This window comes from Brachybacterium sp. JB7 (genome assembly GCF_003335205.1).
Taxonomy (GTDB): Bacteria; Actinomycetota; Actinomycetes; order Actinomycetales; family Dermabacteraceae; genus Brachybacterium; species Brachybacterium alimentarium.
On record NZ_QPGN01000046.1, the window covers coordinates 1 to 820 of the forward strand.

1 protein-coding gene is annotated in these 820 nt (G+C 70.1%); it reads right to left on the reverse strand.

Going from position 1 to position 820, the window contains the following annotated elements; all coding sequences use genetic code 11:
* Positions 1 to 325: IMP dehydrogenase (locus CIK81_RS17850; RefSeq protein ID WP_199586427.1), on the reverse strand; the 325-nt coding region annotated here is incomplete at its 3' end.
* Positions 326 to 820 lie beyond the last annotated feature (495 nt).

Below are 820 nucleotides of genomic sequence, written 5' to 3' on the forward strand. Positions count from 1 at the left end.
CCTGGCCGAGGGTGCCGTCCACGGTGAGGGTCAGCGGATGGTCGACGATGTGATCACGCTGCTTCACGGAGCGGATGATCGAGTGCAGTCGCTCCGGAGCGAGATCCTGGGGCAGCACCGCGAGCCCGCCGCGGCGGGCCATGACCTCGGCCATCCGTCGGCCGGAGACGGCCGTCATGTTCGCAGCGATCAGGGGGATCGTGGTGCCGGTGCCGTCATCGCTGCTGAGATCGACGTCGAAACGCGACGTGACCGCAGAACGCGCAGGAAGGAAGAAGCAATCGTCGTAGGTGAGATCCGTCGACGGGGTGTGGAGAAGACGCATGGGACCATGATACGGATCGGCCCTGATCGTGCGACCTCCACGAGGTTCTCACAGGCCGCTGCACGTGAACCCCGCACGAAGAATCTAGGATGGGGCGCATGACGGACCCCTCCTCGGCCTCTCGGCGCAGGCGCCGTCGATCCGGTAGACATCAGGAGCCGGTCCGACGCGCCGAGTCCAAGCCCTCACCTCCGGACGCTGCGCGCAGGAACCGCGCCGCCGCGTTCGGGTCGACGAACCCCAAGCGCACCTGGATCGGCAGCACCGCGTCGTCCGCGGGCTCCGCTGAGTCAGCAGCCTCTGCTGAGCCTGCTGAGTCAGCTGCCCCTGCGAACCCGGAGGCCCCGTCCGCCACCTCTCCTGCCGCTCCGTCGTCGGCGGACCGGTCTGCCGCGGCAGCCGCAGCGGGGTCCGCCCCGGCACCTCGTCGAGCGTCCGCGGAGCGCCCCCCGCCTGCTGAGCAGGCAGCGACCGCAGCCGTGCCCACGGCGCCGT